This window comes from Lysinibacter sp. HNR (assembly GCF_029760935.1).
In the GTDB taxonomy this organism is placed as follows: domain Bacteria; phylum Actinomycetota; class Actinomycetes; order Actinomycetales; family Microbacteriaceae; genus HNR.
Map to the genome: position 1 here is coordinate 1922061 of NZ_CP121684.1, position 17290 is coordinate 1939350.

A 17290-nucleotide genomic window follows, 5' to 3' on the forward strand; every position below is an offset into this window, starting at 1 on the left:
ACTCTCTCAGAAGTATTCGGGTTCACTAGATATCGGCAATAACGATCTTTTTCATCTCCATCAAGTGTTCAAAAGCATTTGGATGATCCATGAGTTCCTTCATGTTGGCGGGAACAATCTGCCAGCTCACCCCAAAGCGATCCGCTAACCAACCACACTGTTCTGCCTCGGGGACGGCGGAGAGGGCATCCCACAGCCGATCAATTTCGTGCTGATCCGCGCAGCTTACCTCAAGCGATACGCCACAGGTGAAGGAGAAGTCCTGCTCAACACCGGAGTCCATCGCGCCGAACCACTGCTCCCCTATCCGAAATTCGCTAAACATCAGGGCGTCCGGCGTAGCAGGACCGGTCTGCTGACCGTAGGGGAAGCGGTTTCCGATAGCGGCATCCTCAAACACCGCGGTGTATAGATCGAGGGCCTCAGCCGCACGGTTTTGTGCCGCGCCCCCAAACATCAGCGCGGGGATGATGAAGGGTCTCGGGTCACCCTCGGGGTTTGTAAGCATGAGCTGCCAACTCACCCCGTAACGGTCCTGCACCCAGCCGTATCGAGGACTAAAAGGATATTCCCCAATCGGCATAAGCTCCGTTCCACCGTCGGAGAGCGCACCCCAGATGCTGTTCATCTGGGCAATCGCCACCTCGGCATCGCCACCAAACATGAGCGGATCAAAGTTCAGGACGAGGGAGATCGAGGGGTTTGGGTGGAACTCGTCACCCGCGTTAATGAGAACAAGCCGCGTGCCCTCGATCTCAACGTTAACGGTGAGCGGCTCACCCGCAAAGTCACGTTGAAAATCGAGAAGCCCCTCGCTGGGGTAACGCGATTCAACCCGGGATGTTGCGCCCGGGAACACAGAAGCGTAGAAAACACCGGCCTCCTCCGCGTTTCGATTGCACCATATGTTGGGAACGATCTTTTGCATGAACACTTCTTCCGGTGTCAGAGCGCACCCTAACAGGGCACTGCAATCACTGTGATCTTCACCAACGATATCACGGCACACTCATCTATCAACATAAAAACATAATTTATAAAACAATACGCCCGACGTAACAGCTAGAGTTATCAAGGCAGTCCACCGTTCAACCCTCTCTGCGGGTCGGACAGGGCCAATTTTACTTCTTGTATATAGCTGTCAACCCACCTGAACTGACGCGCGATTCCGCAAGAGTTGCATAATTCCATCGGGTGATTGGAAGCTTTCAAACCCAACCCTCGAATAAAGATCACGTGCCACCGAGGTCGACAGCAAGATTCGGCCGACGTTCATCCCCTGAAGCGTCTCAACCACCGTCCTTGCAAGTTCAAGACCAAAACCGTTACCGCGTGCAGAGGGCGCGATATAAACATCACACAACCAGGCAAAGACCGCGTAGTCGGTAATCACACGGGCGTATCCGATCAGCTACTTATCTCCGCTCAGCACGCCAAAGTTAAGAGACGATTGAGCCGCCCGTTCAACAGTCTCACGTGAACGCCCCTTTGCCCAATGAGTGTCGGTGGATAGCCACTCGTGGACAGTATCGAGGTTGATCTCATCAAGATTGGTCGTAATATTTATGCTCGTCACACCCCGATGTTACCGTAGCCCAGGGTTACATTTACCCTGACACAAGCCGATCAGTGCAAACGTACTATCCGTGTAGTATTCAGGATATTACCCCATGAAAATCGAACGATTCATGCAAAAGCTACACTCTGAAAAAATATCTCCCACGAGCGGTATCCGCCTCAATGCCGCCCAACCATTCCACCACAACACAGCCTTTGCAGTGCTCCAGGCACACGCCATTCCCGGAGCGGAACGCACCGATCATGATATCTTGACGCACACCAGGGTCTTCCGCACCGCAAACGGGCCATCAGTCGTAACAATCGCCTTCGATACTGAGGGAGTGCGTGTCCACCTAGATACCCGTGATCAGGCGACCACTGAGATACTACAAAGAGTACAAGCCTGGCTCGGCCTCAATACCGACACCACACAGATTGACCAGGCCCTCAGCAGGGACACCCTTCTCGCACCGCTTGTGACTCAACGCCCGGGAATACGCCTCATCGGTTATCCTGAAGAGTTTGAGGCGGTGGCCACAACAGTCATCGGTCAGCAAGTTTCCCTCGCCGCCGTGCTCGCTCAACAGGATGTCAACGAACTTCAGCAGTGCACGGGACTCACCCGGGCACGCACAAAAACGCTCCACACCGTTGCGACACACTGGGCAGACGGCGATCTACTCACGGGGCTTGCACCGGAAGAAGCCCGCCGGATGCTCCTCGCTATTCCCGGCATTGGGCCGTGGACGACAGACTATCTCCTCGTACGCGCCCTGCAGCACCCCGACACCTTTGCACTCGGAGACCTCGTTGCCCGCCGTGCACTCGGCCTTAATCACAGGGAGGCTGAGCGGCGCTCACACGATTGGGCGCCGTATCGTTCCTACGCGCTCCTCCACCTCTGGGCAGAGGCGGCGTATTTTCCAGCCCCGCGAGACACGCCCTAACCACCTCACGGGTCCTGCCGCCTCATAGCAGGGATTTTTGCATCCCGTAGTTGATCAGTGTCACACCCTGCCGCACCGGACTCTGCTCTGCCTCGACAATAAAACCCTGTCGCGCAAAAAATGGTCGAGCCGCGAAGCTCACATCGGCCACGAGCGCGGATACCCCGCGATTGCGCGCACTGGCCTCTACGTGATTAAGAAGGTGCTGTGCTATTCCGTGTAATCAGCGGAGGCTATCTCGCTCACGGCGGCAATAAAAACGGCAAGAGTGTCTGCGGCATCCGAACGCTCGTAGGGTCGGATGTGAAGTTCAATCACGATGCTATTCTCACACAGCACCCGAGTGTTACGCCGCGGAAGTCTCCATCACGTTGGTGCCGTCGGAGAGCACCGGCGAGATCATGCCAAAAACGTTACCGTCGGGGTCAAGCAGGTAGGCGAGCCTACCCACACCGGGCATATCGTCCGGTGCTAAAGCTTCCGTACCACCGAGCTTTAATCCGAGGGCAAAGAGAGCGTCAACATCACCAACACCCACAACAAAGTTCGCTCCGTTGACCGGCGCCCCGGCCTCGGGGCGTGGCCCGCGCCGCTTGGCGAGGCCACCGTTAATGCCGCGACCCGGGGTGTTCATCCCGATCGAATCCTCGCCGGTATCGATGGCCCAGTAGTCCATCTCGCCAAAGCGGGTAAATCTCCAGGCAAAAAGCTCCGAATAAAACGTGACCAGCGCCTCGGGGTCGGTTGCGTGAATCTCAAAATGAACAACCAGGTTTGACATGATCGCTACTCCTTGGTCGGCGCCGCAGCGCAGTGGATGACAATGCTTTAAGCCTGCCATAAATACCGAAGATGCTGTATACCTTTCTGAGACGCCCTTGCGATACCAACGGCCTCCACGCTATTCATACGGGGTGCCCCTCGAGGACACATACCCAGCGAGCAACGACAGCCATCACAGGATTCTCGCAACGCGTAAAGACACAAAGACGACAAACCGATCAGACCTCTTGCCAGCTGAGTGATTACCTTGCTACACCCTAGAGCATGCCAGCGTCGGCTTATAGCAAGACCCCCTACCCTTCTCTCCTCAGGGCGTTGTTCCCGATCTACCCACCCCACTCACCGAAAACGGCACCCTCGATTACCACGGTCTCACAACCCTCATCGAACGGGCTCTGGGCGCGGGGGTGAAAGACTCCAACAGTGATCTTGAGTATCTACAACAGGTGATTGCGATAGGGGAAGGGCTAAAATCCGCTTGGCAGGTCTACGTCGGAACCGACTCTCTTCTCCTCCCGGCGATGCTCCTGGGGGCGGCGGTTGGAGGATCTACGCTGGTCTTCCCTACCCAAACGCAACCTGGTGGAGTCGCGGAACGGTCATCCCCCACTGCTCGCTATCACTTTCAGTTGAACCCCATTGGGACGACTCGGGATCTGCGCGTCATTGATCCCGGCGGTCCTGAACAGAGCTTCGACGACACTTGGAGCTGCGAGGGTTGGTTGACGGACACCCTGATCCGCCGCGATACGTCTCGCAGTGTCTTCGGATGGGATGCTCTCTTTGGCGTCCCCTGGGCGTCACTCAGCGCACCCGGTCCAATTGACGCTAAAGAGTCCTGGTTTGTCGGAGCGGTTCGCTTGGAGTGGAACCCTGGTGTCATGAGCACCCTGGTTGCAGCGGGAAACGTTGACGCGCATAACCGCGCCTTCCTCACTCCCGATCGAGGTGTGTCCACTGGGGCAATTCACAGAGTATTGCGCCTTAACCATAGGACACAAGAAGACAGACCGTGATAAAGTTAAGACTTATTCTTGTTAGGGGATACTGTGGGGGGTCTCTTTTGCGCAAAAAATTTCGTTTGGTAGCTATTAGTGCCACCTTCAGTATTATTGTGGGTGTTCTTGGGGTTATTCCTGCGGGGGCGCTATGGAGCACCCGGGGTAATGTTGAGGCTTCAGTTCAGAGCGACCAGTTGGTGGCTCCTCCTGGGGGAAGTGTGGCTATAAACGGGGGAAACTCGTTAACGTTTGATATGAGCACGGGTGGGCAAAAAAGCCAGACCCTTCCCACCCGGTATACCCTAGAGCGTTCAGCAACAGAAGATTTCGGTGACCCCGTTGTGGTCTCAAGTGGAGAAGCGGAGCGGGTGACGGATACCGGGGGACCTTTGTCTGAGGAGTTTCGAGAGGTTCAATTCGATACTATAGCTACCGGGTCGGAAGCGGCATGTGGGCTGCGCGAGGGAACCGCCTGGTGCTGGGGTAACAATCTAGCTGGTCAGTTAGGCCAGGGAACACGGGCGGGAAACTCTGCCACTCCGATACCGGTAAAAACCTCAGCAGAGTCTGCATCATCGGCTCTTCCAGTGAACGCAAAATTGACATTGTTAGATGCCGGATACGAGTTTGTTTGCACTAGTGACGGGACATCCGTGTGGTGCTGGGGAACAGGTTATGGTCCGCAACTGGGCGTCGAGGCATCGCAGAGGCGTACGCACCTTTTTCCCACCCGCGTAGAGGGAATTCCAGCGGGAGAGATCATAGATTTAAGCGTCGGCTCACGCCAGGCCTGTTTTGTCGTAAAAGATGATAATGCATACTGCTGGGGGCTCAGCCTGCTTGGTATGCTCGGTAACGGGACATCACTGAACTCCACTGTACCTGTGCCTGTTTTTCGGGGAGAGCCGCTTTCTCAATTGCCGAGAGAGGCGACAATAACTCGGGTTGCCGCTGGTATACGAACAACCTGTTTAATAGCCTCGGGCGCAGCCTATTGTTCGGGTAGCAACAACGGCAGCCAGCCGGGAGGGTACTTAGGGGACGGCACGACCGTTTCACATTCACTCTATATGCGGAAGGTTGTACAGGGCTCGCCGAGTCAAATTCCGGCAGGTGCAACCATCACCGACATCTCGGCTGGATCTGTGGACGGCAATAGTGGGGCTTCATCTGGGTACGTCGGAGGGACATGTGTTATCGCCAATGATCGCCCGTATTGCTGGGGTTCCGGAGAGTTCGGCGCACTGGGCAACGGCGGAAATCTCCCCTATTCAAATACCGCTCGGGCTGTGTCAAACATACCGACGGGAGCGCTAAAAGGAATCTCTGTAGGAACACTAACCGGATGTGTCGTGCATAGCAACGGTAATTCTTACTGTTGGGGCGCAAATGCAAGTGGGCAACTAGGTGTTGGGAACCTCACCTCAGCTCTTTCTGCGGTTGCGGTTCCTAACCCAGCGGGAAAAACTGTTGCGTCGATCTCTAGTAGCGGATACCTAGCAACTTCTACTACCTACAGTCCTGGTGCGGGGCTTCGCTGCTGGCTATACACCGACGGTACTGCCGGGTGTGCGGGGCTGGGCACTAATGGCGCATTGGGCGAAGGAAACACCGGTCGCATGGGCGCGACCAACTCTACGATTGGTAACGTATTGATGCCCAAGGTTGCGGTGTGTGTGGCGGGTGCAGTGTCCGTTGGAACACAGTGCGTGTTGGCTCCCGGTACGAATTACTTCTATCGTTTGTCCTACAGTATTGGCCAGTGGCAAAGCCCACTATCCGAAGTTTTCCGAGTAGAGACCGCGGCCTCGGTGAGACCATAAACAAAAACTGTCTCTCCAGCAAACATCATGATGAGGTTGCCCGAGTTTGAGGCTTTTCAAGAGTTATCCTTGACGTGAATCGCCGGGTGTTGCACTGCACCCCGGGTTCTAAACGGAAGCGCAACACCCTCTAGGTTGTGAGTTACCACACTTACGACCGAAAGGTATTGCGCTTCCTTGTCCACACAATACAGTCACCTGACCCTTGAGGACCGAGTCCAGATCGAGCTCTTCCTCGAACAGGGATATTCTCAAGCCGAGATCGCTCGAAGAATCGGGGTGAATCGATCAACGATCTGCAGAGAACTACACCGAAATTCCTGGCAACCCGAGTCAGACCACACGAATCTCCGCCCGTACCTCAGGAACAAACTGGATTCTCGAGACCCGCACGAACGAATCTATCTCGCAGGACAAGCTCACCTCCACGCGGAGCGTCGCGCGACCCGCTCACACCAGCCCTACCAAATGCGCCATGACCAGCTCGCTGACTGGGTGATCACACATTTACGACGGGGCTGGACCCCGGAAGAGATCAGCGGCAGGCTAACTGCCGAGTTCTCTGACGATCACCGGATGAGGGTGAGCGTGGAAACGCTCTATGAATGGATCTACGCACCAGCGCAGCGGCATCGTGAGTTGTGGCAGTATCTTGCCCGTGGGCAGAAGAAACGCCGACGCAAAAAGGGCAGAAGCGTGCAGACAGAACGGATCAAGTACCGCACCTCAATACATGATCGCCCCAAAGCGATCGAGACACGAGAAGAGTTCGGGCACTGGGAATCAGACAGCGTCCTCGGTGCGCGTGGTACTGGCAGCATCCACACCACAGTCGAGCGAGTCAGCCGCTACTACGTCGGAGTGAAGATCCCTGCGGTAGCAGCTGACCTAACCGTTCAGGCGCAGCTTGGGGTGTATCGGGGCTTGCCAGTGCACGCGGTTCGCTCGATCACCACCGATAACGGGAGCGAGTTCGCACATCACTACAAACTCGCTGACGCGATCGGGGTGCCGACGTATTTCTGTGACCCCTACTCGGCGTACCAGCGGGGCACGAACGAGCACTTCAACGGGCGGCTACGTCGTTATCTTCCAAAAGGCACCAGCTTTGACGATCTGACCCAAGCCGAGCTTGATGAGTACGTGTGGGAGATCAATAACCGGCCGCGGAAAGTACTTGGGTGGGCGACTCCCGCCGAAGTACTTCACGAGCTATGCTCTGGGTAACTCACATCATGTTGCACTCCGAACCAGAACCCGGGGCTTTTTCGAAAGCAATATGTCTGTGAATGACCTCAACGAGCAGACCTTGATCGGAGGGAGAGGGAAGCGTGCGGCAGTTATTGGATCAGCTCTTCCCACTATCACCATAGGTACTCATCCTCCCTTTTGAACTCGCTCGTCGCAGGGCGGACACGGTGCCTACTGATCCATGACACCCTTCTACCCACAACCAGCTAACTGTTGCTTCCCTCTGACTCCCACACATAAATTGAATTTTATGGACTGAGTCGCCGTATTTCGGGCATCCTGTCAATTGGAAACCACCCGACTCCGTCAAGCTTCACGGGCTCACCAATCACGGGTTCGCCGACCAAGCCTCATAGCACTCAAAGAAAAAATCAATATAGGGTAGCCCACGCTAGAGCTCAAACCACAAAGCGAGGGTGCGACGACGTGGCTGGCTGTTAGAGCCCGGCCTCACGTGTTGCCGTGGCAAACGCCCGATCGAGCAGATCTGCCAGCTCGTCGATGTCGTCCCGCGTCATCACAAGCGGGGGTGAGACCTGAACAAGCGGGTTGCCCTCGGCGTCGATCGCCACGCGGCAGAGCAGACCCACCTCGGCAAGAGCCGGGTTAAGGTGCTTACCCACAAAATCCGCCGCGCTAATGGGATCTGTCTCCCACCGCTTTGCCTCGTGGTTGGTGACCAACTCGAAGCTGCGGTGAAAACCGTCGCCGCGCAGGTCACCCACAATCTTTTTGTGTTTGTCTCGCACCTCACCCAGCTTTTCGGCCAGATAGGGAGTGAGCTGTGCCACGTTCTCAACAACACCCTCGCGCTCCATGATCTCAATGTTTTTGAGCGCGGCCGCGCAGGCAACCGGGTGGCCTCCGTAGGTGAGGGCGTGGTTAAACATGCCGACCGGACCGTCTAGAACCGTCTCAATAATGTGGTCGCTTGCAATAACGCCTCCGAGCGGAACATAGGCGGACGCGATTCCCTTGGCAAAGGTGATCATATCGGGCTGGAACCCGTAGTGTGTCGAACCAAACCAGCTACCGAGTCGCCCATAGCCGGTGATAACCTCATCCGCAATCATGAGAATGCCGTACTTATCGCAGAGAGCCCTTACCCCCTGAAAGTATCCGGTTGGAGGAGTCAGGCTGCCACCCGCGTTTTGCAGGGGTTCCATAATGATGGCGGCGATGGTGTCGGGACCCTCCTGCACAATGAGAGATTCGAGTTCGCCCAGCAGGAAATCGGTGAATTGCTGCTCGGTCTCCCCCTCGGGACGACGATACCGCTTAGTGTTGTGAGCGTGGCGCACACCGTTCATCAGCGGCTCGAACATCTTGCGCACATCGGTCATGCCGTTGAGTGACATGGCACCAAAACTCGTGCCGTGGTAAGCAACCCGGCGCGCAATGAACTTGTATCGGGTGTGGTGACCCTTCGTGATGTGATACTGACGGGCAAGCTTGATTGCCGCCTCGTTTGACTCGCCACCTCCCGACGCAAAGAAAACCCGGTTGAGATCACCCGGGGCAAGCTGCGCAAGCTTGTGAGCCAGCTTGGCGGCGGGCGGGTGAGTGACACTCCAGGTTGTCTGGAAAGGTAGGGTGGCTAGCTGCTCTCGCACGGCCTCCCCCACCTCTGCACCGTGAGTGTATCCGAGCTGCACGCAGAACAGGCCGGCCAACCCGTCAAAGAAACGACGCCCGTTCTCGTCAAAAACCGAGCAGTGCTCACCGCGCACAAACACCGGAAGTTCGTCGTCGCGATACTTACTCGCGGGGGTGAAGTTCATCACCAGATGACGCTTGGCAGCTTCTGCCAGGTGGCTCTTGGCGTCTGTTGCGGCTTCCGTCAGGGTAACCGGCTCTTGTTGCAGGGTCATGATTATTAGTGTCCTCTCAGTCCACTCTGACTGGACGGGGGGGGAATCCGTCGCTCTCCCCATCGTCTCATCGTCAGTACAATCTGTGAAATAGTTATTTTGTCTTGTCTACATCGCCCAAATGGATGCAGATCTGATTGATCTTTAGCCCCACTGCATCCAGGTGGTCTTGTAGTCGGTGTAGTTGTCAAGCGCGTGAATTGAAAGGTCACGACCAAACCCCGATTGTTTAAAGCCACCAAAGGGGGTGGTGAAGCTGAGGGCATCCACCGTGTTCACGGAGACGGTACCCGCCACCAGGCGCTCCGACACGCGATGTGCCCGAGAAAGACTGCCAGTCCACAGCGAAGCTGCAAGACCGTAGGGAGTTTCGTTTGCTCTCACGATTGCCTCCTCCTCCGTGTCAAAGGGAGTGACCACGGCAACGGGTCCAAAGATCTCCCGCGTGTGCACCTCGTGATCCAAGGGAACGTCGGTGACGATGGTCGGCTCGATAAAGGCGCGGGAGCCGTTAATCTCGGGCCGGCTTCCCCCCGCAACGATAGTGCCGTCGCGCCGCGCACTCTCAATGGTGGCCCATACTCCGTCGGCGTGTGCCTCCGACACGAGCGATCCAATGCCGCTCTTGGGGTCAAGCGGATCACCCGGGGCATAGGCGCGCGCGGCCTGCTTGTAGAGCTCAAGGAACTTCTCATAGACCGGGCGCTCGACAAAAATACGCGAGTTTGCCGAGCAGATTTCTCCCTGATTATAGAAACTCCCAAAGGCCGCCTTCTCTGCTGCGAGCTTCAGATCGTCGCAATCGGCGAAGATCAGGTTGGAGCTCTTACCTCCGGCCTCCAGTGCAAGACGCTTCATATTGGATTCTCCCGCGTACCGCTGCAACTGCTTTGCCACCTCGGTAGAGCCCGTGAAGGCAAGCATGTCAACGTCGTTGTGTCGCGCGAGCGCGCTGCCCGCGACCGACCCGCGGCCCGTGACAACGTTGAGGATGCCCGCGGGAATTCCCGCCTCAATCGCCAGCTCCGCCAACAGCAGCGCCGAGTGCGGCGCCTCAACCGGTGGCTTCAGCACGACCGCATTTCCCGTGGCAAGCGCGGGCGCAACCTTCCAGGTGGCAATCTCCAACGGATAGTTCCAGGCGACAATAACACCCACAACGCCGAGTGGTTCCCGGGTAACCAGAGCGGTTGCACCCGGCGGTGTTGCGGGAATCAGATCCTCATGCTTGTCTATTGCCTCGCCATAAAAGCGGTAGAGGGCCGCGGAGCCGGGGGCATCGATGGTAGATGACTCCCTGATGGGCTTGCCCATGTTAAGCGTGTCGTAGAGCGCAAACTCGTCGGAGCGCTCGTCAATCAGCCGCGCGAGTTCAAGCAGTCGCTCGCGACGAAACGCCGCACCGGCCCGGGACCAGCTTCCCTCCTCGTAGGCGGCACGTGCTGAGCTCACCGCCACGTCAACATCTTCCTCGTTGCAGGCGTGAATCTGCGAGATCACCGCGCCCGTGGCAGGGTTTACCTTGTCGATTGTCTTTCCCGAGCGGGACGCAACCCGGACTCCCCCGATGACGGGTCGACCGTCAAACGTGAGAGCCTCGGCTGCTGCCTTCCACTCTGCGTGGCTACGTGCCATGATTTCCTCTTTCGTGTGTTGTTGAGTTCTTTGTATCCGCGGCCCGGAGAGCCGGAGGGATTGTGACGGTTGCCGTTTCTAGATCTTGAGCCTTAATAAGCGAGATTCCCCGTGTTTCCGGGAGCGTGAGCACGGTCACCACACCGATCAGCCCCACCACAATGAGAAAGAAACCGGGAGTGAGGGTGTTGCCCGTGGTGTCGATGAGCCAGGTCAGCACATAGGGTGAGGTACCCGCAAAGAGCGCTGCGGTGAGGGCATAGGCGATGGAGAGGCCCGTCTGCCGGGTTCTGGTGGGGAAAAGCTCCACCACTGTAGCCGCGTGGGTACCCAGGATAATCGCGAGAATGAGGGCCAATCCCAGTGTGGACAGGAACGCCGACCACTCCTCGCCCTGTCCCATCAGGATAAAGAGCGGGACCGACAGCGTCGTGAGCGAAATCGCCGAAATCAGCAGCACGGGTTTACGTCCAAAACGATCCGAGGCAATCCCGGCAAACGGTACAACGATCAGGCCGAGTGCCGACGCCAGGGTTGAGAGAAGCGCGGCCCGACCCGGGTCAAAGCCCAGGTAAAACTCCTGATAGGTGAACAGATAGACCAGTACTACGTAAAACGTGACGTTCATAAAGGTTTCCATGCCGCAGGTCTGCAGGAATTCTCTCCAGTTTCGCGAGAACATCTCCTTCACCGGGGCGTGGGATACCGTTTCGAGTTGACGTAGCTGTTCAAACTCGGGGGTGTCCTCAATCTTGCGACGTATGTAAAGCCCAATGAACCCGAGGGGAACCGTCATGAGAAACGGAATTCTCCAGGCCCAGGCGATAATCTCTTCACCGCTAAAAATTTGGTTGAGCAGGAAAACGACAAAGGAGGCGAGCAAAAATCCGAGCAGGCTACCAAATTCAAGCCAGCTCACACCAAACCCGCGACGCTTTGGCGGAGAAAACTCGCCCAGAAAAGCGGCGGCACTTCCAAACTCTCCCCCGGCGGCAAGCCCCTGAACGATACGCGTCAGGATGAGCAGGATCGGTGCCAGCACACCGATAGAGTCGTATCCGGGAAGAAGTCCCAAGACCAAGGTGGCCACCGCCATCGACAGAATAACAATCGAGAGGGTCTGCTTGCGTCCGAGACGGTCACCGAGCCGCCCAAAGAGGATAGCTCCGAGCGGGCGCACAAAAAACGACACCGCAAACACGGCAAACGCGGCGAGCAATCCGTTGGTGCCGTTGGAATCCGGGAAGAACACAATGGCGAGGGTGGCGGCCAGATAGGCGTACACGGCCCAGTCAAACCAGTGCACAAAAACGCCGATGGATCCCGCCACCACACTTTTGCGCAGGCTTTTTTGATCCACCAGATCGCTGGGGTGCAGCCCCGATGATGCACGTGACATGGGGGGTCCTCTCTAGCTTGCGTCCGCTCTGGATCGGGCCTCGGCTACGTCAAGTGCGGTCCAGGCAAGGGCCACGGCACCGTCGCGAAGGGTCTGTTCAGCCCGGGGACCCACACATGCCTCGGCAAAGCCCGGCTGGTGATTGCTCGCCTCACCGCCCACACCAATATAGGGGTGGATCGCGTTGACCACCTGCGAAACGTTTCCCATGTCGGTGGAGGCCCGGTTCATGGTTGCCGCAAGCGGATCAACGTCAAAGTTACGACCCACCCGAACGGCATTGCGGCGGTACAGTTCAAGCGCCTCCTCATCGGTTCGCATCTCGGAGTAGCGCTTACTCTCGGGGGTGACGGTGAGCTTCGCTCCGGTGGCGAGCGCGCCGGCCTCAAAGCACTTGAGCACTCGCTCCTCAAGCTCGATGAGCTGCGCGGTGGTTTCCGCGCGCACGTACCAGCGCCCCTCGGTGCGTTCGGGAATCGCGTTGGGGGCCTCTCCCCCGCGGGTCTGCACCCCGTGTACTCGCACCCCCGTAGGAAGCTGTTGCCGCAGCAGGGAGATACTGATCTGGGCTATGAGGAAGGCGTCGTTGGCGTTGATTCCTCGCTCGGGGTACGCGGCGGCGTGGGCGGCCTGACCGTCGTACTGCACGTGCCAGTGGGTCACCGCAAAGGGCCGCGCCTCCGCAACGTCAACGGGTGCGGGGTGTGCCATGAGCGCAAAGTCTAACTGCTGGAAGGCACCGCGTTCCAACAGTTCGATCTTGCCTCCGCCGCCCTCCTCCGCGGGCGTGCCGATCACCTCCACGCGGATTCCCGCCTCCCGCGCCACCTCGGCGAGGGCGATGGCCCCGCCAAGCGACATGGCCGAGATGAGGTTGTGCCCGCAGGCGTGCCCCAGGCCGGGAAGAGCATCGTACTCCGCGAGAAAACCCACGGTAAAAGCGTCCTGCGCGTCGGAACCGCTCACCGCTCGGAACGCGGTGTCCAGACCTAGGTAGGGGTGTTCCACCGTAAAACCGTGATCGGTGAGAAGGTGCGCGAGGAGTGCCGAGGAGCGGTGCTCCTGCCATCCGACCTCGGGATCGTTGTGCAATTGGTTGGAGAGGGCCACCAGTTCGTCGTAGACCGTGAGCAGGCGGGCCTCAATTCTTTCCTTATTCACATCACTCATCGCCCGGGACACCGTACGAGGGGGCTGCCGCGGGATTAGTGCCGCGGCTGGTGTAGTCGTCACGCTGCGGCAGCCACAGGTCGAGCAGTCGCCCAAGGGTCCCAATGGGGTCGTTGTCGTCCCAGTCAACGCGCAGATCGGTGATTCGCCACCCGGCGTTTCCCACCACGGAGATACCCGCGGAGTGCACGGGCCCTTCCTCGCCACCGGCGGCGATTGCGGCCTGAAGCGCCGCGTAGAGTCGCTCCTCAATGCGTCCCGGTGCTGCCGAGGCCGTGTCTACGAGAGCATCAAGAACATCGAGGCTCGCCAGCATATTGCCTCCGGCCACGGCGTTTTCACGGATTGCTGCTCCGTAGGTGCCCAGAGCCCGATCACCCGAGTGGACGGCGGAACGACCCGTGCTGTCCAGCACGAGCAACTGTCGGTAGCCGATAGTCTCCGGGTCGGCCGCGGCAACCACCGTGTCGAGCGCCTGCTGCGCCGAAGCGCCTCCTCGCAATTGCTCAATGAGCTTCACACCCAGGCGCGGGTCGGTGACGTTTTGCGAGTGTGCACCACCCACACCATCGACCAAATTTACGCAGCGCGCCGCCACGGCCGGGGAGGAAGAAGAAATTGCGGAACCAAATTCTCCGCTCTCGGGGTCCCTGAGGATGAGTGAAAAAGTCATTCTGCGGGCCTCTCGCTGATAACCGCCGTGGCATCGATCTCAACCAGCCACTCGGGGCGAGCGAGCGCCTGCACAACAATACCCGTTGAAACGGGGAAGACACCCTTGAGCCATTTTCCCACCGTGCGGTAAACATCCTCGCGGTAGCGCGGATCGATAATGTAGATGGTGACCTTCACAATGTCTTCGAGTCGGCTTCCCGCCTCCTCCAGCAGCATCTTAATGTTGGCCATTGCCTTTTCGGTTTGTGCGGTCACGTCACCGATACCAACCGACTCGCGGGTTTCGAGATCCTGTCCGATCTGGCCTCGCAGGTACACAACCCCGTTGGCCACAACGGCCTGGCAAAGATCGTTATCGAGATCCTGCTCGGGGTAGGTTTCTTTGGTGTTGAACTTCCTGAGCCGCACGTGAGTCGTTTCTGCCACGCTGCCCTCCTCGTCGAGTAGTGGGTAATTCTGGTAATCCTTCAGAACTATTGTGGACACACCCGTTGCATCTGTAAAATAGTCAAAAGTTAGACAGTAAATCTAAAAATATGATCCAATGGTTCGCGGGAACAAAATCAAACCCAAAACAGCGCAAGGGAGCCTCCAATTGGTGCAGCGATTCTCCATCACCCTCACCCAACTCACCTACTTTGTCGAGTGTGCAAAAACCCTCAACATGACCGAGGCCAGTCAGGTGCTACACGTGGCACAATCAGCGGTATCCACGGCTATTTCTCATCTCGAAACTTCACTGGGGACCACCCTTTTCATCCGAAAGCACGCCCGCGGGCTGGTACTCACCCCGGCGGGAGAGAGCCTCCTTCGCGATAGCCACAGAATCTTTGAGCTTCTCAACAACACCATTGAGAGCATCCGGACGGATCAAAACGATATTCGAGGATCGATCAGAATCGCCTGCTTTAGCACCCTCGCGCCGTTCCTGCTCCCCCGGCTCCTGGGCGAACTCAAACAGGAGCATCCCGAGCTGATCATCGAGGTCATTGAGGGCGATCACGAAGACAACCTGACCGCTCTGCGCAGCGGGCGCGCAGAACTCGCCGTCAACTACAATCTCACCAACGGGGAGGGCATCACCCACGAGATCGTGGGGGAAATTCGCCCCCACATTATCGTTCACAGCGGGCACCCGCTCGCCAAGAGAAAAAGCGTCACCCTCACCGACCTCGCCGACGACCCCTTTGTGCTGCTCGACTTGCCCGATAGCAGCGAGTATTTTCTGAGCATCCTCCGCCAGGCGGGGATCACACCAAAGCTCAAATACCGCAGTTCCAACTACGAGACGGTTCGCACGATGGTGGCCACGGGCCTCGGATATTCAATTCTCAACCAGAAGCCAATGATCGACCAGACCTACACGGGAGCCCACACCGTTTCCATCGAAATCAAAGACTCGGTTCCCAGCCTGGGCATTGCCGTCTCCGCCCTCACCCAGCTCGAACAATCCGCCCGAGCGCGCGTGGTTGCCGACACAATCCGGGGCATTCTTGCGGACTCAACACCGCGGGCCTAGCACGGGCCGACTTTTTAGGGCTCGCTTGCAACAACCCTCTTTCGTAATACATTTTTCTGATGCACTCTCGACAATAAATCAGAAAAACAGATGAAATGAACCGTGAACGTGTATTGGCCAAAATAATGCCGAATGCGGTTGGCTAGATTCCACCGGGAAAGCCGGAATTAAAAATCTTGTCCGCAACAAGCCTCGACAAGCACACAGGTGTGCGTCAAGCAACGCTGCGACAACCCTCTTCAATGTATCCCGTCCGAAAGGAGAACAAGAATGTCGAGCCAAGACACAGAAGTCCTCGTCGTGGGGGCCGGCCAGGCCGGAGTAGCAATGAGCGAACACCTGAGCGCAAACAGCATACCTCACCTTGTGCTGGAGCGTGACCGAATCGCGGAGCGGTGGCGCTCTGAGCGCTGGGACTCCCTGGTGGCAAATGGACCGGCCTGGCACGACCGCTTCCCCCACCTAGAGTTTTCAGACCTCAACCCGGATGCGTTTGCGCCAAAGGAACGCGTTGCCGACTATTTTGTTGCCTACGCTCAAAAATTTAACGCCCCCATCAAAAGCGGCGTGGAGGTCACCTCCGTAGAAAAAAATGAGGGCGGAGCCGGTTTTCGTGTGCAAACAACAGACGGCACCATTAACGCCCGCTACGTTGTGGCCGCGACGGGACCGTTTCAAAAGCCCATCATCCCCCCGCTGATCCCTCAGGATTCACAACTCCAGCAGATGCACTCCAGCTCCTACCGCAACCCGCAGCAGCTTCCCGAGGGAGCCGTCCTGGTGGTGGGAGCGGGATCCTCGGGCGTTCAGATCGCCGACGAACTACAAAAATCGGGACACCAAGTCTACCTAGCCGTTGGCCCGCACGACCGCCCACCGCGGAAATACCGTGATCGTGACTTTGTGTGGTGGCTCGGTGTCCTCGGCTTGTGGGAAGCCGCCGCCCCTCCCGTGGGAGCAGAGCACGTCACCATTGCCGTGACCGGAGCCCACGGCGGACACACGGTTGACTTCCGCAATCTGGCCGCCAGCGGCATTACGCTCCTCGGCCGCGCCAACTCATTCGACAACGGGACCGTACACTTCGCCCCGGACCTCGCAACCAACATCGCCAATGGAGACGCCAACTACCTCTCCCTACTCGATGAAGCGGATGCCTACATCGCGCGCAACGGCCTCGACCTCCCCGAGGAGCCGGAAGCCCGCACCCTGGGGCCCGACCCGGAGTCCGTCACCAACCCCATCCTCGAACTCAACCTGGCCGATGCAGGAATCACCTCCGTAATCTGGGCCACCGGCTTCGGTGTCGACTACGAGTGGCTGAAGGTAAACGCTTTTGACTCGGACGGCAAACCCAAACACCATCGCGGAGTGTCCACAGAGCCCGGCGTCTACTTCTTGGGTCTCCCCTGGCAATCACACCGCGGCTCAAGCTTCATCTGGGGGGTGTGGCACGATGCCAAGTACCTCACCGACCACATCAGGATCCAGCGCGGGTACCTCACCTACGAGACCGAGGACGCTGTTCTGAACCAGGCGGCGGGTACCCCGGGAACCTCGCCGAGTTCCGAGCAGGCGGCTCCCGCCCCGCAGAACGTTGATGCGCTTCGAGGTTAGGTTACACCTCGCCAAACCTACCCGCTATCTCACCATCCT

Annotated in this window: 17 protein-coding genes; 6 read left to right on the forward strand and 11 right to left on the reverse strand. The window is 57.9% G+C overall.

Annotated features, from left to right (window positions below):
* Positions 1 to 25: 25 nt before the first annotated feature.
* The 3 genes from FrondiHNR_RS08635 to FrondiHNR_RS08645 form a co-directional block, all read right to left on the reverse strand.
* Positions 26 to 928, reverse strand: coding sequence for a VOC family protein (locus FrondiHNR_RS08635; RefSeq protein ID WP_279352377.1), 903 nt, complete (start codon positions 926 to 928; stop codon positions 26 to 28).
* 213 nt (positions 929 to 1141) lie between these two features.
* On the reverse strand, positions 1142 to 1411 hold the full coding sequence (locus FrondiHNR_RS08640; protein ID WP_347567136.1) for a GNAT family N-acetyltransferase: 270 nt from the start codon (positions 1409 to 1411) through the stop codon (positions 1142 to 1144).
* The gene (locus FrondiHNR_RS08645) at positions 1412 to 1576 is read right to left on the reverse strand and encodes a hypothetical protein (protein WP_279352378.1); all 165 of its coding nucleotides are present in this window, start codon (positions 1574 to 1576) and stop codon (positions 1412 to 1414) included.
* Positions 1577 to 1670: 94 nt separating this feature from the next.
* Between FrondiHNR_RS08645 and FrondiHNR_RS08650 the strand changes: the two genes are divergently transcribed.
* Complete coding sequence (locus tag FrondiHNR_RS08650) at positions 1671 to 2507, forward strand: AlkA N-terminal domain-containing protein (protein WP_279352379.1); 837 nt, start codon at positions 1671 to 1673, stop codon at positions 2505 to 2507.
* A 22-nt stretch (positions 2508 to 2529) separates the two neighbouring features.
* Here the strand turns inward: FrondiHNR_RS08650 and FrondiHNR_RS08655 are convergent, their stop codons facing one another.
* Together FrondiHNR_RS08655 and FrondiHNR_RS08660 are read right to left on the reverse strand one after the other, a co-directional pair.
* Positions 2530 to 2721, reverse strand: coding sequence for a hypothetical protein (locus FrondiHNR_RS08655; protein WP_279354514.1), 192 nt, complete (start codon positions 2719 to 2721; stop codon positions 2530 to 2532).
* 132 nt (positions 2722 to 2853) lie between these two features.
* Complete coding sequence (locus FrondiHNR_RS08660; RefSeq protein ID WP_279352380.1) at positions 2854 to 3288, reverse strand: VOC family protein; 435 nt, start codon at positions 3286 to 3288, stop codon at positions 2854 to 2856.
* A 409-nt stretch (positions 3289 to 3697) separates the two neighbouring features.
* On the opposite strand from FrondiHNR_RS08660, the gene FrondiHNR_RS08665 reads away from it, so the two are divergent.
* From FrondiHNR_RS08665 to FrondiHNR_RS08675, 3 genes are all read left to right on the forward strand, one after another.
* A complete protein-coding gene (locus FrondiHNR_RS08665) occupies positions 3698 to 4306 on the forward strand; it encodes a hypothetical protein (protein WP_279352381.1) in 609 nt (202 codons plus the stop codon).
* A 65-nt stretch (positions 4307 to 4371) separates the two neighbouring features.
* Positions 4372 to 6114: an RCC1 domain-containing protein gene (locus FrondiHNR_RS08670; RefSeq protein ID WP_279352382.1), complete on the forward strand. Its 1743-nt coding sequence runs from the start codon at positions 4372 to 4374 to the stop codon at positions 6112 to 6114.
* A 177-nt stretch (positions 6115 to 6291) separates the two neighbouring features.
* The gene (locus FrondiHNR_RS08675; RefSeq protein WP_279352383.1) at positions 6292 to 7341 is read left to right on the forward strand and encodes an IS30 family transposase; all 1050 of its coding nucleotides are present in this window, start codon (positions 6292 to 6294) and stop codon (positions 7339 to 7341) included.
* A gap of 461 nt (positions 7342 to 7802) precedes the next feature.
* Here FrondiHNR_RS08675 and FrondiHNR_RS08680 read toward each other — a convergent pair whose 3' ends face one another.
* From FrondiHNR_RS08680 to FrondiHNR_RS08705, 6 genes are all read right to left on the reverse strand, one after another.
* Complete coding sequence (locus FrondiHNR_RS08680) at positions 7803 to 9236, reverse strand: aspartate aminotransferase family protein (RefSeq protein ID WP_279352384.1); 1434 nt, start codon at positions 9234 to 9236, stop codon at positions 7803 to 7805.
* 144 nt (positions 9237 to 9380) lie between these two features.
* The gene (locus tag FrondiHNR_RS08685; RefSeq protein WP_279352385.1) at positions 9381 to 10871 is read right to left on the reverse strand and encodes an aldehyde dehydrogenase family protein; all 1491 of its coding nucleotides are present in this window, start codon (positions 10869 to 10871) and stop codon (positions 9381 to 9383) included.
* Entirely contained in the window at positions 10861 to 12270 is a 1410-nt protein-coding gene (locus FrondiHNR_RS08690; RefSeq protein WP_279352386.1) for an MFS transporter, read from the reverse strand. Before FrondiHNR_RS08690 ends, FrondiHNR_RS08685 begins: the two co-directional genes overlap by 11 nt.
* A gap of 12 nt (positions 12271 to 12282) precedes the next feature.
* The gene (locus tag FrondiHNR_RS08695) at positions 12283 to 13440 is read right to left on the reverse strand and encodes a M20 family metallopeptidase (RefSeq protein WP_279354515.1); all 1158 of its coding nucleotides are present in this window, start codon (positions 13438 to 13440) and stop codon (positions 12283 to 12285) included.
* Positions 13433 to 14113 (reverse strand): DUF1028 domain-containing protein, encoded by a 681-nt coding sequence (locus FrondiHNR_RS08700; protein ID WP_279352387.1) that lies wholly within the window; start codon positions 14111 to 14113, stop codon positions 13433 to 13435. The genes FrondiHNR_RS08695 and FrondiHNR_RS08700 overlap by 8 nt, the downstream gene beginning before the upstream one ends.
* The gene (locus tag FrondiHNR_RS08705) at positions 14110 to 14541 is read right to left on the reverse strand and encodes a RidA family protein (RefSeq protein ID WP_279354516.1); all 432 of its coding nucleotides are present in this window, start codon (positions 14539 to 14541) and stop codon (positions 14110 to 14112) included. The genes FrondiHNR_RS08700 and FrondiHNR_RS08705 overlap by 4 nt, the downstream gene beginning before the upstream one ends.
* 172 nt (positions 14542 to 14713) lie before the next feature.
* On the opposite strand from FrondiHNR_RS08705, the gene FrondiHNR_RS08710 reads away from it, so the two are divergent.
* Both FrondiHNR_RS08710 and FrondiHNR_RS08715 read left to right on the forward strand, forming a co-directional pair.
* Positions 14714 to 15634 carry a LysR family transcriptional regulator gene (locus FrondiHNR_RS08710; protein WP_279354517.1) on the forward strand — a complete coding sequence of 307 codons (921 nt, stop codon included), beginning with the start codon at positions 14714 to 14716 and terminating at the stop codon, positions 15632 to 15634.
* Positions 15635 to 15904: 270 nt separating this feature from the next.
* Positions 15905 to 17251, forward strand: a complete 1347-nt coding sequence (locus FrondiHNR_RS08715) for an NAD(P)/FAD-dependent oxidoreductase (RefSeq protein ID WP_279352388.1) — start codon at positions 15905 to 15907, stop codon at positions 17249 to 17251.
* The last annotated feature ends 39 nt before the right edge of the window (positions 17252 to 17290 follow it).